We start from the raw sequence: 16,268 nt of genomic DNA, 5'->3' as shown, positions 1-16,268 counted from the left end.
CTCACCCCGACAGAGTCCGAAACGACCCCGTTGTCCCCGTTTCCGAGGCGAGTTGAACATGTTCAGTTATCGCCCTAGAGTCAGCCCTGCGCAGGTCGGGGCAGTGAACCCGGTCCGCACTACCCGTAGGGGGTTCCACGACATGACCGAGGATCAGAGCGTCACCGAGGCCGCCACCCTGCGCCGGATCCGGCGGTGGATCGTGATCTTCATCGTCTGCCTGGTGCTCAGCGGCCTGACGGCCTTTCCGCTGGAGGCCGAGACCCGCTGGCTGGCCGGCCTGGTCGACGGCTCGCCGATCGCCGAGCACTTCCCGGCAGCCGCCACCTGGGTCGAGCGGGTCCGGGAGGGCGTGGCCGACACCAATGTCCGCTACCCCTTCCTCGCGTACGGCACCGATTGGCTGGCCTTCGCGCACTTGGTGATCGCGATCGCCTTCTGGGGGCCGTACCGGGACCCGGTGCGCAACGTCTGGGTGATCCGGTGGGCGATGACCGCCTGCGCGGCGATCATCCCGCTGGCGCTGATCTGCGGGCCGCTGCGCGGGATTCCGCTGGCATGGCGATTCGTCGACATGTCGTTCGGGGTCATCGGGGTGATCCCCCTGCTGATCGTGCTCCGGGGCATCCAGCGGGTGGAGCGGGCCGAGGCCGCGCGCAGGTCGGCGCAGGCGCTGGCCGCCTGAGCTGCCCTCAGGTCGGCTGACCCGCCGGGCTGTCGGCGGGGTACGGCCGCGAGGGGGGAGGAAACGTTCCGCCATCGGAGGGAGCGCGCACCACCCGGTGCGCGCTCCGGGCTCGGGTCACGTGCACACGCGCCCGCGCGCAGGCCCTACGATCACCCCAGGGCCTGAGGCCCAGCAGACGGCGACGGATGCCGGGAGCGGGAGGCGGGCGTTGGCGTGGCCGAATCGGTGATCGACCTCAATGCGGACCTCGGCGAGGGGTTCGGGCGCTGGACCCTGACCGACGACGAGGCCCTGCTCTCCGTGGTCACCAGTGCCAACGTGGCCTGCGGCTTCCACGCCGGCGACCCGTCCACCATGCGGCGGGTCTGTGCGCTGGCCGCCGAACGCGGCGTCCGGATCGGCGCCCAGGTCTCCTACCGCGACCTGGCCGGCTTCGGCCGCCGCCCGATGGACGTCCCGCCCGAGGAGCTGGCCGACGAGATCGCGTACCAGATCGGCGCCCTCCAGGTCTTCGCCCGGGCGGCCGGCTCCCGGGTCTCGTACGTCAAACCGCACGGCGCCCTCTACAACAAAGTGGTCATCGACTCCGAACAGGCCGAGGCCGTGGTCGCCGGGGTGCTCAGGGCCGGAGCGGTCTGCGACGGACCGCTGCCGGTGCTCGGCCTGCCGGGCTCCCGGCTGCTCGCGGTGGCCGAGGGGGTCGGACTCCCGGTGGTCACCGAGGCGTTCGCCGACCGGGCCTACACCTGGGCGGGCACCCTGGTGCCCCGTCGCGATCCCGAGGCCGTGGTGCACGACCCCGAATCAGTGATCGCCCGCGCGGTCGGCATCGCCAGGGACGGTCTGGTCACCGCCGTCGGCGGCGAGCCGGTCGCGGTCGAGGCCCGCTCCCTCTGCGTGCACGGCGACACCCCCGGAGCGGCGCAGTTGGCGTGGCGGGTGCGCGGCGCACTGGCCTCCGCCGGGGTACGGGTCGAGGCCTTCGTCTGATGCAGCTGACGTTCCGCCAGGTCGGCGCCGACGCACTGCTCGTGCGGGTCGCCGACGGCGAGGCCGTCGCCGCGCTCTACGCCGCGCTGCTGGCCTGGCGGGACGAACTCCCGGCGATCACCGAGATCGTGCCCGCCGCCCGTACCGTCCTGCTCGACGGCCTCGCCGATCCCGCCCTGACCCGGCAGTTGCTGGCCGGCTGGCAGCTGCCACCGCACCCGCCAGCCGACGGCCCGCTGATCGAGGTGCCCACGGTCTACGACGGCGCCGACCTGGCCGAGGTCGCCGGACTCTGGGGCTGCTCGGCGGCGGAGGCCGTCCGACTGCACAGCTCCTTCGAGTACCGGGTCACGTTCTGCGGCTTTGCCCCCGGCTTCGGCTACCTGACCGGCCTGCCCACCGCGTACGAGGTGCCCCGGCGGTCCACGCCGCGCAGCTCCGTCCCGGCCGGGTCGGTCGCCCTGGCCGGGCCGCACACCGGGGTGTACCCGCGGTCCTCGCCCGGCGGCTGGCAGCTGGTCGGCCGGACCTCGGCGGTGCTCTGGGACACCGGGCGGGAGCCCGCCGCGCTCCTCGCGCCGGGCGTACGGGTCCGGTTCACGCCGGTGGCGGACGCGTGACCGGGCTGCTGGTGGTGCGGCCGGGGCCGCTGACGACGGTTCAGGACCTGGGACGGCGCGGGGTGGCCCACCTCGGTGTGCCCCGGGCCGGGGCGCTGGACGAACCCGCGCTGCGGGCCGCCAACCGGCTGGTCGGCAACCCGGCCGGGACGGCCGCGCTGGAGACCACGCTCGGCGGGGTGGCGCTGCGCGCGGTCGGCCCGCAGCTGGTCGCCGTCACGGGCGCACCGGCGGCGGTCCGGCTGGACGGGCGGCCGGTCGCCTGGGGCGCGGCGGTCACCGTGCCGGACGGTTCGGTCCTGGATGTCGGGTCGGCCACCCACGGGGTCCGGTGCTACCTCGCGGTGGCGGGCGGTGTGGCCGTTCCGCCCGTGCTGGGCAGCCGCTCCGCCGACCTGCTCTCCGGTCTCGGCCCTGCTCCGCTGACGGCGGGTCAGCTGCTGCCGGTCGGCCCGCCCTTCCCGGACGGCCGGGCCGAGCTGATCCCGCTGCCCGCGCCCCCGGCCGAGTTGGTGCTCCGGCTGAGCCCCGGCCCGCACCCGGACTGGTTCGCCCCGGCGGCCCGCCCGCTGCTGGCCCGCTCCCGCTACCTGGTCGCCGCCGCGAGCAACCGGATCGCCCTCCGTACCGAGGGCCCTGCCCTGCCCCGTGCCGGGGCGGGCGAACTCCCCAGCGAGGGCATGGTGCTGGGCGCCGTCCAGGTGCCGCCCGACGGCCGTCCGGTGATCTTCCTGGCCGACCACCCGACCACCGGCGGCTACCCGGTGATCGGCGTCGTCCCGGCCGCCGACCTGCCCGCCGCCGCCCAGGCCCGCCCCGGCACCCCGGTCCGGTTCGTACCGCTCGCGCGCTGAAGCGACGGTCGGCCGGCCAAGCCCGACTCGTAGGCGGTGATGACCAGCTGGACCCGGTCGCGGGCGCCGAGCTTGCTGAACAGCCGGGCCACGTGGGACTTGGCGGTGGCCACCGAGATGAAGAGCTCCTCGGCGATCTCGGCGTTCGAACGGCCCCGGCCGACCAGGGTCAGCACCTCGCGTTCGCGCTCGGTGATGCCCTCGATCACCTTGGGGGCTGTTCCGCTGGCCGGGCCACCGAGGAAGTCGGCGATCAGTCGCCGGGTGACGCCCGGGGCGATCAGCGCGTCCCCGGCGGCGACCACCCGGATCGCGCCGAGGATGTCGTCCACCGCCATGTCCTTCACCACGAATCCGCTCGCCCCGGCCCGCAGCGCGCCGTAGACGTGTTCGTCCTCGTCGAAGGTGGTCAGCATCAGGACCCGGGTGGGACCGGTTGCGGCGGTGATCAGACGGGTGGCCTCGATGCCGTCCATACCCGGCATCCGAATGTCCATCAGCACCACGTCGGGACCCAGCTCCTGGGCCAGCCGGACCGCCTCGGCGCCCGTCCCGGCCTCGCCCACCACCTCAAGGTCAGGGTGGTCGGTCATGATCACCCGCAAGCCGGAGCGGACCAACGGCTGGTCGTCGGCGAGCACCACCCGGATGCTCATCGGGCCTCCGCCCCGGCCATCGGCGCGGGCGCCGCCGCCCCGGCCATCGCCGGTTCGGGCAGCGGCAGGTGGGCCGCCACCCGGAACCCGCCCTCGGGGCGAGGCCCGGCGCTGAACCGGCCGTGCAGCAGGCTGACCCGCTCCCGCATCCCGGTGATCCCGAACCCGGACCCCGCTGGGCCAGGCCTCCCCCGACCGTCGTCAAGGATCTCCACCGACAACTCCTCCACCCCATGGTCGACGGTCACCCGGCAGTGGCCGGTGCCCGCGTGGCGGACCACATTGGTCACCGCCTCCTGGACGATACGGTAGGCCGACAAGTCGACATCGGGTGGAAGTTGCCGCTGCTCCCCCGACCGGTGCAGCTCGACCGTGACCCCCGCGTCCGCCGTCGCCGCCACCAGCCGTTCGAGGTCGGCCAGACCGGGGGCAGGCGCCAGCAAGGTTTCTGACTGCGGGTCGGCCTGACGCAGCGCCACCAGCGTGCGCCGCAGCCCCGACAGGGTCTCCCTGCTGGTGCTCTCGATCGCCCGCAGCGCCTCCCTGGCCGCGGTGGGCTGGGTCTCGATCACCCGGCTGCCCACGCCGGCCTGGATCGCGATGATCCCGATGCTGTGGGCCACCATGTCGTGCAACTCCCTTGCTATCCGCAGCCGTTCGGCTGTCACCGCCTCGGCCACCGCCTGCGAGCGCAGCGCCACCGCATGCTCGCCGCGTTCCCGGAGCAGCAGGCCGCCCAGGCAGCAGGTGGCCAGCACCAGCAGCGCGATCAGACCGACGCCGAGCTGCTCGTCCGGCCCGTGCAGGAAGGCGAAGGAGCAGACGAACTGCAGCACGGACGAGAACGCGGCGGCGGTGATCCACACCCACCGCGGCCGGGTGGCGACCACGAAGCCCAGAACGAGGTCGGCCGCCAGGAACGGCAGGAACCGGTTCGGGCTCTGCCCCAGTCCGCCCAGCACCACCGAGAGGGTGCCGAGCAGCGTCAGCACCAGCGCCCAGAGCGGCGCCCGGCGCACCACACCGATCAGGAGGGCTCCCGCCAGCAGGGCCCCGAGCCCGTGCAGCCCCGAGGACCGGGGCGTACCGCCCACCAGTAACGCCAGGACGACGGCGTACGCCGCGCCTCCACCCCAGGCCATCGGCCGTGTGTTCGTCATGCCGCGACCCTAGCCGCCCCCGCCCGGCCGCACATTGGCCCACGGGCGTACGCCCCCGGGCCGGCCCGCCCCGGATGATTGCCGCCCGGGGCCCGATGCCCCGGCCGGGGCATCGGCGGCAGGGTTGCTCCCGTGATCGAAGTCAACGCACTCACCAAGACCTACGGCAGCAAGACGGCCGTCCGACAGCTCTCCTTCACCGTCAGGCCCGGCCGGGTCACCGGTTTCCTCGGCCCCAACGGAGCCGGCAAGACCACCACGCTGCGAATGATCCTCGGACTGGACGCCCCCACCGGCGGCACCGCGACCGTCAACGGCGTCCCGTTCCGGGAGCACCGGCGCGGGCTGCACCACGTCGGTGCACTGCTCGACGCGGGCCAGGTCCACGGCGGGCGCAGCGCCGCCGCCCACCTGTCCGCACTGGCCCGCAGCAACCGTATCCCGCTCCGGCGGGTGGACGAGGTGCTGGAGGAGGTCGGCCTGGCGCAGGTGGCCCGGCGGCGGATCGGCGGGTTCTCCCTCGGCATGAAGCAGCGGCTCGGCATCGCCACCGCGCTGCTCGGAGACCCGCCGGTGCTGATGTTCGACGAACCGGTCAACGGCATGGACCCGGAGGGCGTGCGCTGGGTCCGCGGACTGTTCCGGCGGTTGGCCGCCGAGGGCCGTACGGTCTTCCTCTCCAGTCACCTGATGACCGAGATGGAGCAGACCGCCGACGACCTGGTGGTGATCGGTCAGGGCCGGCTGATCGCCGCCGAACCGCTCCGGGCCTTCGCTGCCCGCAGCGCCCGGCCCGCCGTGGTGGTGGGAACGCCGCAGACCGCCGAACTGACCGTCCTGCTGGCCGCGGCAGGTGCCTCGGTCGAGCCCGTGAGCAGCGGAGGCGGGCAGCTCGCCGTCTCCGGCCTGCCGACCGCGCGGATCGCGGCACTCGCCCTCGAACACCGGATCGCCCTGCACGAACTGACCACCAGGACCGCCTCCTTGGAGCAGGCGTTCATGGAACTGACCGCCGACAGCGTCGACCACCTGGCAGGAGACCCCCGATGACAACCCTTGCGACCGCCGCACCGCCGGTCCGCTTCGGCGACCTGGTCGCTGCCGAGTGGATCAAGATGCGGTCACTGCGCTCCACCGCGTGGACGCTGAGCCTCAGTACGCTGTTCGTCCTCGGCTCAGCCGCCGCAGCCTCCCTGGCGGACCGTCAGCACCTCGCGGGCACCGCTCTGGAGTCCCCGGACTTCTTGTGTTTCGACGCCTTCCCGCCGGCCGGTTACGTCACGCTGATGCTGGTGGCCGGGAGCATCGGAGCGATCACCATGGTCAGCGAGTACGGCAGCGGCCTGATCCGCACCACCACCGTGGCCGTCCCCGCCCGCCGCGAGGTGGTCCTGGCCAAGGCCGCAACGGTCGCCACGGTCTGGGCCGTGGTCGGGGTGGTCGTCTCGCTCGCCTCGCTCCTGCTCTCGCAGGCGATCCTGAGCGGGTCGGACGCCGGGGTCCCGATCACCCATCCCGGTGTCGGCCGGGCGCTGCTCGCGGCCGTGCTGGTGGCACCGGTCTGCGCGCTGATCGGGTTGGGCCTCGGGGTGCTGGTCCGGCACAGTGCGGCGGCGGTGCTCGCCACCTGTTTCAGCCTGCTGATCCTGCCGATGCTCTTCGCGCCGACCAACCAGTGGTCCGCCGACGTCAACCAGCTGATGGTGGTCAGCGCCTGGCGGCGGCTGGTGCAGACCTGGGGTCAGCTCCCCGGCGATCCCATCCAGGGCGCCACCGTCACGGAGTCCTGGGCCGTTCTCCTGGTCTGGCCGCTGGTCACCCTGGCCCTCGCCCTGCTGGTGATCCGGCGCCGCGACGTGTAGCGCGCTCGGCCTGTCGCCTCGCTGGATATCCCCCTTTCCCTTTGCGCGGCAAAACACCGCAGGTGTCCGAGATTGGGCCCACCCATAATGCAGACGGGCATCAGGAGGGCAATGAGCGAGATACGGAACGGCGGAATGCGCGCCACGCGGAACTCAGTCACAGGGACATGGCCTCGCCAAGTAAGTCAAGACTTATCTTCGGGAAATTTTGATCGTATGGTGTGGCTCGAACCAAAGGAGCCCTCTGTTGTCGAAAACGAATGATCCCGCTGTGCGGGCGGTTGAATCGGAGCGGGATTATGTGTCCTCGTTGTATGAGGTGCTCACCGAGCGGATTTCCGAGGCGCGCGGAAACCGGGCACGTGCGCTGAAGGCCCCGGCCGACAGTGCCGGTGAGGCGTACGAGAGGGAACTCGCCGCCGAGCGTCTGGCCAAGGAAATCGGTCGGCTGGAGGGCGCCGAAAAGGGCCTGGTCTTCGGGCGCATCGACTGGACGGACGGCACGGCCCTGCGCATCGGGCGGATCGGACTGCACAGGGAGGAGGATGACCTGCCGCTGCTCGTGGACTGGCGCGCCAATGCGGCGCGGCCCTTCTACGAGGCGACACCGGTCCACCCGATGGGTCTGCGGCGGCGCCGTCACCTGCGCCTCGAGGAGCGCACGGTCATCTCGGTGAGCGACGAACTGCTGGACGGGACCGCCCCGACCGACCAGGACGTCGTCGGGGACGGCCCGTTGACCGAGGCTCTGTCGGCACGACGCACGGGCAGGATGCACGCGGCCGTCGCGACGTTGCAGGCCGAGCAGGACGAGATCGTCCGCTCGGGCCACCGCGGGGTGACCGTGGTACAGGGCGGCCCCGGCACCGGCAAGACGGTGGTCGCCCTGCACCGGGCGGCCTATGTCCTGTACGCGTTCCCGCGCGCCGCGGAGGAGGGTGTCCTGGTGGTGGGTCCGAACGCCCGGTTCCTCGACTACATCTCCCAGGTCCTTCCCTCGCTCGGAGAGAACGACGTCGTTCTGGCGACCTGCCGGGAACTGGCCGGAGTGTCCACGGACACGGTGGACCCGTTCGATACGGCCCGTCTCAAGGGCAGCTCCGACCTCGCCGACGCCTTGGCCGGCCTGCTGCGCGCCCACCAAGCCCCCGCGGGTGACTTCACCGTACGGGTCGGACAGGAACTGGTTCACCTCTCCGGCGGGGAAGTCGCCACGGCACGCGACGCCGCCGCGGCAGCCGCACCGGGGCACAACCCCGCGCGCCAGGTGTTCAAAGAGCTCTTGGTCGACGCCGTCACCGACGCGATGCAACGAGACATGGGCGACCTCCTGGAGCAAATCGACGCCGATGCCGAAAGGATGACGGGCATCGACCTCGACCGGTTCACGGGAGCCGCCCAGCGCCGTGCCGAAGGTGCGGCCGACCCAGGCCCGGTTCACGAACTGGACCGGGACGCCATCCGGGCCGATCTCCTCGGCGACGCCGGCGTCGACCGGGCGGTCGAGGCGTTGTGGCCACGGCTGGTACCCGGTGACCTCGTGAAGGCGCTCCTGACGAACGCCGACGCTCTCGCCGAGCGCCTGCCCCGCCTGACCACCCAGGAGCGGTCCCTTCTGCTGCGCGCTCCGGACCACCCGTGGACCGATGCTGACGTGCCGTTGCTCGACGAGGCTGCGAGCCTGGTCGGCGGGCCTCCCGAGCGGACGTACGGGCACGTCGTCGTCGACGAGGCGCAGGAACTGACCGCCATGCAGTGGCGGATGATCGTCCGCCACTGCCCGGCGAGGTCGATGACGCTGGTGGGTGATTTCGCCCAGGCAGGCCCGGTCGCGACAGCACGCGACTGGAAGGAAGCACTGAGCCCGCACGTCGGACCGCGGTTCAAGCTGCACAACCTGACCGTCAGCTACCGCACGACGCAGGAGATCCTGGAGAGCGTCCGGGACCTGCTCACGCGGATCGCTCCGGACCAGAAGCCCACACGGTCACTGCGAAGCGGTGAGAGCCCGCGCACCGTGACCACACCTCCGGACGGTTTGGTCACTACCGTCCTTCAGGAACTCCGCACCCAGAGCACCGCATATCCGGGCGAGCTTCTGGGAGTGATCTGCGCGGACAGCATGGTGAGCGAGCTGACGGCCCAGGGCATCGCTCACCACGCACGCGTCGTGCCGGCGTCCGAAGCTCGCGGCCTGGAATTCGACGGGGTCGTCGTCGTGAACCCCGAGGAAATCATCACGGGCCGCCCCGGTGGGGAAAGGGACTTGTACGTCGCCCTGACCCGGGCCACCAAGCGCCTCTGCACCCTCATTGTCCAGCCCGCCTGACGAGTCGGTCGACCTCGCGGGACGCGGTGTGGACGGCGTCCATTCCGTGGCCCTTCAGGGGCTTACCTCTGCGATCTCCCCGGTAGCGTGCGCCCTGGCCAGCAGCAGGTATCCCTGGCCGTTGGCCTTGATGCCGGAGCGCTCCTCCTCGGTGAGTTCGCGCTTCACCTTGGCGGGCACCCCGGCGACCAGCGAGCCAGGCGGGACCTGCATGCCCTGCGGGACCACCGCCCCCGCCGCCACCAGCGAACCGGCGCCGATCCGGGCGCCGTTGAGCACGGTGGCGCTCATCCCGACGAGTACGTCGTCCGCCACCGTGCAGCCGTGCAGCACCGCGTTGTGGCCGACCGAGATCCGCTCACCGAGTACCGCGGGGTAGCCCAGGTCGGCGTGCAGGGTGCAGTTGTCCTGGATGTTGGTGTTCGCGCCGACCGTGATCGACTCGGCGTCGCCCCGCAGCACCGCGCCGTACCAGATGCTCACGCCGGGGCCGAGGGTGACGGATCCGACCACCACCGCGTTGGCGGCCACGAACGCGGTCGGGTCGACCTTCGGCGCCCGGCCGGCGACCGCAGCGATCAGGGGCTCAGCCATGGGTTCTCCGTCGGACTCGTCCGGGTGGGTGACCCGGTCACCGTACCAACGCAGCCGATCAGCGCTCGGCCGCGGGGGCGGCGAACTCGGGCTGGTCCAACAGCCGGAGCCAGCTGCCGTCGGCCCGGCGGCGGACCACCTGGGCGCGGGCGCCGGTCCCGTCGGCGGGCGGGGTCGAGGTCAGCGCGATGCCGTGGTCTGGCGGGACACCCGGAACCCGGCGCTGCGGGAGCTGCCGGCACACAGCCGCCGGGCGTTCGGCGGCCAGGCCTCGGACTCAGCCCCCTGAGGCGCGGTGCAGCAGCCGGAAGCGTTGCGCGAGCACCAGGGTGTCGTCGTCCACCGTGAAGTCGGGCCCGAGTTCCGCGCGGACCTCCGGGCTGTACCAGAACTCCTCGTGCCCGGCCCGCCACTGGGCCACCGACTCGTCGCCCTCGCCCTCGTCCACGGCGTGCCGCAGGTCGATGTCGGCGAGCCGGACCACCCGGACGTCGGTGAGCTCGATCGCCGCCACCCGGCGTCCGGCCGAGTCGATCACCGCCGACCGCAGTCCGGCCTCGGGCAGCGGTTCACCGTGGTGCTCGTAGTCCGCCACCAGGGCTGAGGTGGTCGTCTTGGCACCGGAAAGGATCGCCGCCACCAATTGGTCGCGCAGCGGCCCGGGGAAGGCGAACTCCGTCACGGGCAGATCGTCGAGGTCCATGCCGCGCACGCTACCAACCGCGCGTCCGGCCGCCATCACCTTTTTCGCCCGGCTTGGGCGGTGATGTGACGGAGTGCCGGGGTCGGCTCCGGTGGCGGCCATCGGGGGTCCAGGTACCGGACTCCGCCGCAGTGACCGTCCCGGGACGGTGCCGCAGGCTGCCGAGGCCCGGGGCGACAGCCGTACATCTTGAAGCCTTATCATCTGCCTGCGCCGGACGGTGCCCTGAGCCCGGCACAGCCGGTGTGGCGGCGAGGGCGGCGCATCCCGGACTCCGTGAACAGAAGAGGACCAGAGCTGATGCGCACCCTCCCCCAGATACCCGCGGCGGGTGCCCGGTGATCGACTGGTTCCACGCCGCCGTGCTCGGCCTCGTCCAGGGGCTGACCGAGTTCCTGCCGGTCTCCTCCTCCGCCCATCTGCGGGTGTTCTCCGCCCTGATGGGCTGGCAGGACCCCGGGGCGGCGTTCACCGCGGTGACCCAACTGGGCACCGAGACGGCCGTGTTGATCTACTTCCGGAAGGACATCGCGGCGATCGTCTCGGCCTGGGTGGTCGCGCTCTTCAAGCGCGAGCGGCGCAGCGACCCGAACGCCCGGCTGGGCTGGTTCGTCATCCTCGGCACGCTGCCGATCGGCATCTTCGGGGCGCTCTTCCAGGACACCATCGAGACCACCCTCCGCGACCTGCGGGTGATCGGCACCACGCTGATCGTGTTCGGCGTGATCCTCGCGGTCGCCGACCGCACCCGGGCGGTCCGGCACGCCAAGCCGATCAGCGAGCTGACCCTGCCGCACGCCGTCGGGTACGGGCTGGCGCAGTCCCTCGCACTGATACCCGGCGTCTCCCGCTCGGGCGGCACGATCAGCGCCGGTCTGCTGCTCGGCTACAGCCGGGAGGCGGCGGCGCGGTACTCGTTCCTGCTCGCCATCCCGGCCGTGCTGGCCTCCGGCGTGCTGGAGCTGTTCAAGATCGGCGAGGGCCCGGCCCCGGCCTGGGGGCCGACCATCATGGCGACCGTGATCGCCTTCGCGGTCGGTTACGCCGCCATCGCCTGGTTCCTGAAGTACATCTCCAGCCACAGCTTCATGCCGTTCGTGGTCTACCGGGTGCTGCTCGGCATCCTCATCATCGGCCTGGTGACGGCGGGCGTGCTGGCCCCGGACGCGGGCGTGCCGGTCAAGTGAACTCGGCGCCGTCGCTCAGCTGCCTCCGGCCGAGCGACGGCGCCACCAGATCGCACCGCCGACCGCGACCAGCAGGACGGCCACCGCACCGACGATGATCCCGCCGTTGCCCGAGCCCCGGTCGGCGTGCTCCTCCTGGACGAGGGTCGCACCGGAACTCACGGTGGGGACGGCCGCCGAGGGCACAGACGTCGGAGCGGGCGACGGTGTCGGCGTCGGGCTCTGAGTCGGGCTCGGAGTCGGCGTCGGTGCGGCCAGCGCCACGGCGCCGGGAGCGGCCTTGGCCAGCTTGAGCACCGGGGCCGGGTTCTTCGGCTCGGTCCCGCCCTGCGGGACCTCGATCCAGCGGTCCACCTGGGTGTCGGTGTACATCACCAGGGTCTTGAAGACCACCTGCTGGGCGTCCGGCAGCTGACGCACCTTCACCTGGTACTCGGCGCTCTTCCCCGGTGCCAGACCGGGCCCGGCCAGCGAGAAGCCCTCGGCCCCCGGCCTGAACGTCCAGCCCTCCGGGGCCGTCACCAGGCTCACGTCGGCCGGCGCGATCCCGGCCGGCAGCACCACCTGCACCTCGTCGATCCCGGCGGTGTCCGACTCCCCCGCGGCCTTGAACGACAGCACCGCGTCCACCGCGAGGGCCTGGGCCTGCGGGGAGGTGACGCCGGTGTGCGCGAAGGCGGGGCCGCCGAGCAGCATCACCCCGGCCAGTACGGCGGTCGGTACGGCGACCCGGGCGGGCGTGCGGTAACGGTCCATCAGCGGCGGGGCTCCCTGGTACGGGCGGGCGGAGGGCCCGTCCATCATGCCAGTCGCCCCGCGCTCGGCGGCGCGGAACCGGGGCGTGTGGCCGGTTCAGGGCCTCCCGTCCAGTGCGCCGGTTTCAGTGCCGCCGGTTCAGTGCTCGGTCAGGCGCCCGCGGATGACCGCGTGCACCTCGGCCTCCTCGGCCGGATCGGCGGCCAGTCGGCGCAGCCGCTCCAGCACCCGGACGTCGCCGGTGGTGGTGACGTGGCGGGCGGCCAGCTCGCGGGTGGCCTCCTCGCAGTCCCAGAGGCACTCGACCGCTATGCCCCGGCCGAAGTGCGGGTCGGTGGCGGCCAGCGCACGGGCGGCCCGGCCGCGCAGTTCGGAGGAGGCCGCCTCGCCGTAGACGTGGCGCAGGGCGGGTACGGCTCCGGCGGCGGCCAGCCGCCCCACACCGTCGACCAGGGTGCCGAGACCGGCTCCGGTGACGCCGCGGACCGAGATCCACTGGCGCAGCCCGTCGACCACCAACGGACCGTCGGCCGGGTCCCCCGCGTCGGCCAGCAGCTGGACGGCGACCTCGCCGAGCGCACTGTCGGCACCACCGGTGGCGGGGTCGGCCCAACGGCGGGCGCGGGCCAGGGCGGCCGGGCCGCGCATCCGGCCGAGCACCGACAGGGCCGCGTCGACCACCCGCTCGTCGATGTCGGCGGCGGCGGCCTCGATCAGGTCGGCGACCTCCGGATCCTGCTGGTCCACCAGGTAGCGGAGAGCGGCTGTCCGGGCGCCGGGCGCACCCGTGCGGGCGGCCTCCAGCACGGTCTGCCGGTCCTCGGGCCGCACCACGGCGGCCAGGCAGCGGGCGGCGGCGGCCGAGCGGCGCTCGGCGGAGCCGCCGGGCTCGGCCTGGTCGGCCCAGGCCAGCACGTCGATGGTGCTCCAGCCGGGGGTGACTCCGCCACGGTTCAGCTGGCGCTGCCACAGGTCGAACGGGGACTGCTCGCTCGCGGCGGCGATCCGTGGATGGTGTGCGGCCCACAGCCGCCACGGCCGGGGCTCGTACGCGGCTCTGATCGCGGCCCTGAGCTCGGCGTCGCCCTGCGGGTCGGACGGGAAGCGGCCAAGCACCGAGGGGGCCAGCGAGAGCAGCGCGCGGTCGTCGTCACGGAGCGCCAGCTCGTCCAGGGCCCAGGCCCAGTTGGCGCCGACTGCGGCGTAGCCGCGCAGCAGGTCCAGGGCGTCCCGGCGGCCGTAGGCGGCGAGGTGGCCGAGCACCGCCAGGGCGAGGCCGGTCCGGGACTCGTCCGGTTCGAGGACGTCCTCCGGGCCGTGCAGGTGCTGTTCGAGCCCGCTGAGCGGTGCCTCCAGCTCCATGAAGAGGCGGGCGTAGTAAAGGGAGCGGTTCTCGACCTGCCAGTCGGCCCTGGGGTCGCTGGTGACGCACTCCTCCAGGGCGGCGATCGCTTCGTGACGGTCGGCCGCGAGCGCATGCAGCTGTCCGTCACCACGGCCTCGCTGGAGGAGGCCGAGGAGGCTGGCACTGGGCGCTATCACTGGCTCGAACATGACGTCAGCATCCGTTGCGGCGGTCGTGGTGGCAACGGGATTTCCGTCGCCGGGGGTTCTGATGGCTCCTGCAAGGGCGCCCGGGCGCCGGAATCACCGAAGGTTACCGCCTGGGCGCCCCTTACGCACACAGGGCCGATCAGGTCGGCTTCCGGACCCCGGCCGCGCATATGCCAGAGGAAGTTCCGTTAAGGATTTGCCGGAACCCCTCGCAGCTGCCCCGCCCCCGCGGCAGAGTCGGTCCACCGCTTGAGGGCCTACCCGTACTTCGTGAGGGGGCAGCGATGAGCACCGCCGTGTGGGACCTGCGCACCGACCAGGTCAGCTGGCAGCCCGAGGTCCACCGGCTGCTCGGGCGCGACCCGGGCCTGGGCCCGCTCAGCCTCGACCAGCTGCTCCGGGCGGACCGGCCCGCGCTCCGCCGGGTGGTCACCTCCGCACTGTTGCGCGGGCAGGCCGAATCCGGCCTGGTGCCGATCGAACGGCCGGGCGGCGAACCGTGCCGCCTCCAGGTCACCGGTGAGCCGATGCTCGACCAGGACGGCCAGGTGACCGCCCTGCGGATGTCACTCCGTCAGCTGGCCTGACAGCTCGGACCTCGCGGGCTCCGCCTGAAGACTCAGACCTCGCGGCGGGGCTCCGGTAGCACCGCGTGGATCTCCTCCCGGAGCTCGGCCACCGCCGGCACGCCCTGGTAGCGGCTGGACAGCCGGTACATCTCGCGCAGCCGGTCCCACGTCCGGGTCGAGGAGGTCTGGCCGATCGAGTTGAGCGCCAACTTGGCGTGGGTCAGCGCCCCCTCCGGCTCGCCGGAGAGCCAGTAGACCGAGGCCAGGGTGATCTCGTCGAGCAGGCTGGAGCGCTCCCGGCCGGTGGTCGCCCGTAGGTCCATCGCACGCTGGGCGTGCCGCTCGGCCAGCCGGGCCGCGCCCGGGTCGTGCTCCGCCAGCGTCCGGTAGACCAGCGCCTGCATCCCATGCAGCTCGGCCTCGTTGAAGGTGGCCATCCAGGTCGGCACCGCCAGGTCGCTGTGCTGGACGAACAGCTCCTCCGCCTCGCCGAGCACCCTGCGGGTGGCCTCCGCCCGGCCGAGCGCCGCCTGCGCCCAGGCCTCCACGGTGTGCAGCATCGCCCTGGTTTGCGGCAGCATCCGGTCGCCGCTGCTGGCCCTGGCCAGCTGCATCAGCTCCAACGCGTCGTCGGCCCGGCCGAGATGGAGCATCTGCCGGGCGGCCCGGGAGATCGCCTCACCCGCCCGGGGCCGGTCGTCCGCCTCCTTGGCCGCCTGCGCGGCGATCACGAAGTACCGCTGCGCGGTGGGCTCCAGACCCACGTCGTGCGACATCCAGCCGGCCAGCACCGCCAGGTTGGCGGCCACCGTCCAGAGCCGCTGCTTCACTTCCGGCCGCAGGTCGTGGGTGAGCAGGCCGCCGACCTCGTTCAGCTGGCCGACCACCGCCTTGCGCTGGAGGCCGCCGCCCCGGGAGGCGTCCCAGGCCCGGAAGACCTCCACCGACCGCTCCAGCGCGGTCACTTCCTCCGCGCCCACCGGGCCCGGCTCGTACACGTCGACGACCGGTCGGTGGCCGCCCTGGGTGATGATTCTTCGGGGCCCCGGCCGCCCGGCTGCGGAGGCCACGTCGGCGCCCCGCATCCAGTCGTAGAGGTTGTCACCGATGACTGCGCCGGCGGCGAGTGCGGTGCCCGCGCCCACCAGTCCGCGTCGGTTCAGCATGAGGTCCATTCCCGTGAACTCGGTGAGGACTTCAGCCGTCCGATCCGGCTCCCAGGGCTCTGCTGACGGCGTGCTGCCGGACCTGGTGGGCCGGTGTCGTTCCAGACCGAGGTCCTCAGTGGTGACGACACGGCCGAGCCGCTCGGTGAACACGGCGGCCAGCAGTCTCGGCACCGGATCGCGGGGGATCTCCCCCTGCTCCATCCAGCGCCGTACCCGCGAGGTGTCGGTGGACAGCTGCTGCTGGCCCATCGCCGCGCCCCGCCGGTTCACCAGCCTCGCCAACTCGCCCTTGGACCAACCGGTCAGGGCGAAGAGGTCGGCGAATCTGGCGTTCGGCCCCTTGCTCACGTGAAGCCCCCAGGTTCCTCGGCTGCTCTCGACCCTAGTGCGCTGGCATGTGCCGCGCGACCATTCGCCACGCTTCGCCAGGGTCCGCCACATGGTGCACCAGTGCCGGCCGGGTGTCAGGTAGAGATGCGCCACCCCGACTCCGGATCGGAAGGCCCGAAAACGGCTCAGGCACTGCCCTGACCCACCGTCAACGGACTTTCCGGGGCCTCATCCGAGGGGGTGGCGC

At 72.7% G+C, this 16,268-nt stretch carries 16 protein-coding genes and 1 pseudogene; 9 read left to right on the top strand and 8 right to left on the bottom strand.

The genetic code is table 11. The features are described 5' to 3' along the window. Positions 1 to 142: 142 nt before the first annotated feature. The 4 genes from ACKUU6_RS27700 to ACKUU6_RS27685 all read left to right on the top strand — a co-directional run bounded on the left by ACKUU6_RS27700 (position 143) and on the right by ACKUU6_RS27685 (position 3,152). A complete protein-coding gene (locus ACKUU6_RS27700; RefSeq protein WP_407991294.1) occupies positions 143 to 685 on the top strand; it encodes a hypothetical protein in 543 nt (180 codons plus the stop codon). 216 nt (positions 686 to 901) lie between these two features. Next, positions 902 to 1,678, top strand: a complete 777-nt coding sequence (locus ACKUU6_RS27695) for a LamB/YcsF family protein (protein WP_407991293.1) — start codon at positions 902 to 904, stop codon at positions 1,676 to 1,678. Next, complete coding sequence (locus tag ACKUU6_RS27690; RefSeq protein WP_407991292.1) at positions 1,678 to 2,298, top strand: 5-oxoprolinase subunit B family protein; 621 nt, start codon at positions 1,678 to 1,680, stop codon at positions 2,296 to 2,298. The genes ACKUU6_RS27695 and ACKUU6_RS27690 overlap by 1 nt, the downstream gene beginning before the upstream one ends. Next, a complete protein-coding gene (locus ACKUU6_RS27685) occupies positions 2,295 to 3,152 on the top strand; it encodes a biotin-dependent carboxyltransferase family protein (protein ID WP_407991291.1) in 858 nt (285 codons plus the stop codon). The genes ACKUU6_RS27690 and ACKUU6_RS27685 overlap by 4 nt, the downstream gene beginning before the upstream one ends. On the opposite strand, the gene ACKUU6_RS27680 is transcribed toward ACKUU6_RS27685, so the two are convergent. Continuing rightward, positions 3,056 to 3,808, bottom strand: a complete 753-nt coding sequence (locus tag ACKUU6_RS27680) for a response regulator (protein ID WP_407991290.1) — start codon at positions 3,806 to 3,808, stop codon at positions 3,056 to 3,058. The genes ACKUU6_RS27685 and ACKUU6_RS27680 overlap by 97 nt on opposite strands. After that, positions 3,805 to 4,968 (bottom strand): sensor histidine kinase, encoded by a 1,164-nt coding sequence (locus tag ACKUU6_RS27675; protein WP_407991289.1) that lies wholly within the window; start codon positions 4,966 to 4,968, stop codon positions 3,805 to 3,807. Before ACKUU6_RS27675 ends, ACKUU6_RS27680 begins: the two co-directional genes overlap by 4 nt. 132 nt (positions 4,969 to 5,100) lie before the next feature. Between ACKUU6_RS27675 and ACKUU6_RS27670 the strand changes: the two genes are divergently transcribed. The 3 genes from ACKUU6_RS27670 (at position 5,101) to ACKUU6_RS27660 (ending at position 9,159) form a co-directional block, all read left to right on the top strand. After that, complete coding sequence (locus ACKUU6_RS27670; protein WP_407991288.1) at positions 5,101 to 6,018, top strand: ATP-binding cassette domain-containing protein; 918 nt, start codon at positions 5,101 to 5,103, stop codon at positions 6,016 to 6,018. Next, positions 6,015 to 6,830 carry an ABC transporter permease subunit gene (locus tag ACKUU6_RS27665; RefSeq protein ID WP_407991287.1) on the top strand — a complete coding sequence of 272 codons (816 nt, stop codon included), beginning with the start codon at positions 6,015 to 6,017 and terminating at the stop codon, positions 6,828 to 6,830. Before ACKUU6_RS27670 ends, ACKUU6_RS27665 begins: the two co-directional genes overlap by 4 nt. Before the next feature lie 301 nt (positions 6,831 to 7,131). Next, a complete protein-coding gene (locus ACKUU6_RS27660; protein WP_407992259.1) occupies positions 7,132 to 9,159 on the top strand; it encodes a HelD family protein in 2,028 nt (675 codons plus the stop codon). Between the two features lie 54 nt (positions 9,160 to 9,213). On the opposite strand, the gene ACKUU6_RS27655 is transcribed toward ACKUU6_RS27660, so the two are convergent. The 3 genes and pseudogenes from ACKUU6_RS27655 to ACKUU6_RS27645 form a co-directional block, all read right to left on the bottom strand. Continuing rightward, positions 9,214 to 9,753, bottom strand: coding sequence for a gamma carbonic anhydrase family protein (locus ACKUU6_RS27655; protein WP_407991286.1), 540 nt, complete (start codon positions 9,751 to 9,753; stop codon positions 9,214 to 9,216). 58 nt (positions 9,754 to 9,811) lie between these two features. Continuing rightward, positions 9,812 to 9,943 (bottom strand): annotated as a pseudogene (locus ACKUU6_RS27650) (DUF4440 domain-containing protein); the annotation flags it as partial. 87 nt (positions 9,944 to 10,030) lie between these two features. Continuing rightward, complete coding sequence (locus ACKUU6_RS27645; protein ID WP_407991285.1) at positions 10,031 to 10,456, bottom strand: ASCH domain-containing protein; 426 nt, start codon at positions 10,454 to 10,456, stop codon at positions 10,031 to 10,033. A 341-nt stretch (positions 10,457 to 10,797) separates the two neighbouring features. Between ACKUU6_RS27645 and ACKUU6_RS27640 the strand changes: the two genes are divergently transcribed. After that, the gene (locus ACKUU6_RS27640) at positions 10,798 to 11,643 is read left to right on the top strand and encodes an undecaprenyl-diphosphate phosphatase (protein ID WP_407992258.1); all 846 of its coding nucleotides are present in this window, start codon (positions 10,798 to 10,800) and stop codon (positions 11,641 to 11,643) included. Between the two features lie 15 nt (positions 11,644 to 11,658). Here the strand turns inward: ACKUU6_RS27640 and ACKUU6_RS27635 are convergent, their stop codons facing one another. After that, complete coding sequence (locus ACKUU6_RS27635) at positions 11,659 to 12,399, bottom strand: DUF1775 domain-containing protein (protein WP_407991284.1); 741 nt, start codon at positions 12,397 to 12,399, stop codon at positions 11,659 to 11,661. A gap of 138 nt (positions 12,400 to 12,537) precedes the next feature. Continuing rightward, entirely contained in the window at positions 12,538 to 13,953 is a 1,416-nt protein-coding gene (locus tag ACKUU6_RS27630; RefSeq protein ID WP_407991283.1) for a HEAT repeat domain-containing protein, read from the bottom strand. Between the two features lie 284 nt (positions 13,954 to 14,237). Here ACKUU6_RS27630 and ACKUU6_RS27625 point away from each other — a divergent pair, with 284 nt between their 5' ends. Beyond that, positions 14,238 to 14,540, top strand: a complete 303-nt coding sequence (locus ACKUU6_RS27625; protein WP_407991282.1) for a hypothetical protein — start codon at positions 14,238 to 14,240, stop codon at positions 14,538 to 14,540. Between the two features lie 32 nt (positions 14,541 to 14,572). Here the strand turns inward: ACKUU6_RS27625 and ACKUU6_RS27620 are convergent, their stop codons facing one another. After that, complete coding sequence (locus ACKUU6_RS27620; protein WP_407991281.1) at positions 14,573 to 16,039, bottom strand: hypothetical protein; 1,467 nt, start codon at positions 16,037 to 16,039, stop codon at positions 14,573 to 14,575. Positions 16,040 to 16,268: the final 229 nt, after the last annotated feature.

It is taken from the genome of Kitasatospora sp. CMC57, assembly GCF_045866025.2.
Lineage (GTDB): Bacteria > Actinomycetota > Actinomycetes > Streptomycetales > Streptomycetaceae > Kitasatospora.
The sequence above is the reverse complement of the archived record's forward strand: the minus strand, read 5'-3'. Positions and strand labels throughout refer to the sequence as shown.

Excerpts from the sequence above, each read along its gene's own strand:
- ACKUU6_RS27700 (WP_407991294.1), top strand. The coding sequence starts at position 143 with ATGACCGAGGATCAGAGCGTCACCGAGGCCGCCACCCTGCGCCGGATC.
- ACKUU6_RS27690 (WP_407991292.1), top strand. The coding sequence starts at position 1,678 with ATGCAGCTGACGTTCCGCCAGGTCGGCGCCGACGCACTGCTCGTGCGG.
- ACKUU6_RS27680 (WP_407991290.1), bottom strand. The coding sequence starts at position 3,808 with ATGAGCATCCGGGTGGTGCTCGCCGACGACCAGCCGTTGGTCCGCTCC.
- ACKUU6_RS27675 (WP_407991289.1), bottom strand. The coding sequence starts at position 4,968 with ATGACGAACACACGGCCGATGGCCTGGGGTGGAGGCGCGGCGTACGCC.
- ACKUU6_RS27665 (WP_407991287.1), top strand. The coding sequence starts at position 6,015 with ATGACAACCCTTGCGACCGCCGCACCGCCGGTCCGCTTCGGCGACCTG.
- ACKUU6_RS27655 (WP_407991286.1), bottom strand. The coding sequence starts at position 9,753 with ATGGCTGAGCCCCTGATCGCTGCGGTCGCCGGCCGGGCGCCGAAGGTC.
- ACKUU6_RS27645 (WP_407991285.1), bottom strand. The coding sequence starts at position 10,456 with ATGGACCTCGACGATCTGCCCGTGACGGAGTTCGCCTTCCCCGGGCCG.
- ACKUU6_RS27635 (WP_407991284.1), bottom strand. The coding sequence starts at position 12,399 with ATGGACCGTTACCGCACGCCCGCCCGGGTCGCCGTACCGACCGCCGTA.
- ACKUU6_RS27630 (WP_407991283.1), bottom strand. The coding sequence starts at position 13,953 with ATGTTCGAGCCAGTGATAGCGCCCAGTGCCAGCCTCCTCGGCCTCCTC.
- ACKUU6_RS27625 (WP_407991282.1), top strand. The coding sequence starts at position 14,238 with ATGAGCACCGCCGTGTGGGACCTGCGCACCGACCAGGTCAGCTGGCAG.